This is a genomic window from Luedemannella helvata (assembly GCF_039528415.1).
In the GTDB taxonomy this organism is placed as follows: Bacteria; Actinomycetota; Actinomycetes; order Mycobacteriales; family Micromonosporaceae; genus Luedemannella; species Luedemannella helvata.
Window position 1 is genome coordinate 1 of sequence record NZ_BAAALS010000121.1, and the last position, 691, is coordinate 691.

Sequence of the window (691 nt, forward strand, 5' to 3'; positions counted from 1 at the left end):
TGATCTTGCCGGCGCCGGCGCCGGCCTGGACGATGGACTTCACCGAGCTGGCCGCGTCGAGGCTGTACTGGTACGGGATCGACGCGACGCTGCCGCCGGTCTGACCCGAGCCCGAGTTGACGAAGTAGTTGTTGCGGGCCACCAGGCTGCCCGGGCCGGAGTCGCCCTCGCCGAGGTGGTAGGGGTCCTTGACGTTGTCGAAGTAGTTGCCCTCGACGAGCACGCCGGCGCCCTCGGTGGAGGCCACCCCGTAGCCGGAGTTGGACCGGTAGTAGTTGTTGTAGACGTGCACCGGGTTACCGAACCGCACCCGCGGGTGGCGTTGGGTGGTGCCGTCGAAGTAGTTGTGGTGATACGTCACCCGCAGGTGGCCACGGTCCTGGGCGCCGTTGTCGTCGCTGTGACCGAGCAGCATCGACTTGTCGTGGTTGAACACCCGGTTCCAGGACACGGTGACGAAGTCCGAGCCGCGCTTGATGTCCACGGCACCGTCGTAGCCGTTGGAGAACGAGTTGTGGTCGATCCAGACGTTGGTCGCCGACTCCTGCACGTTGACCGCGTCGTCGTTCCAACCCGTGAAGTTCAGATTCCGGATGATCACGTTACGGTCGCCGCTGATGTTGAACCCGCAACCGGCGATCGTCGCACCGGAGTTCCCGATGATCGTCTTGTTCGACCGCACCCGCAGCAT

Annotated in this window: 1 protein-coding gene; it reads right to left on the bottom strand. The window is 64.7% G+C overall.

The features are described 5' to 3' along the window. On the bottom strand, nucleotides 1-691 hold a 691-nt coding region (locus tag ABD191_RS29040; RefSeq protein ID WP_344089169.1), incomplete at its 3' end, for a pectate lyase family protein.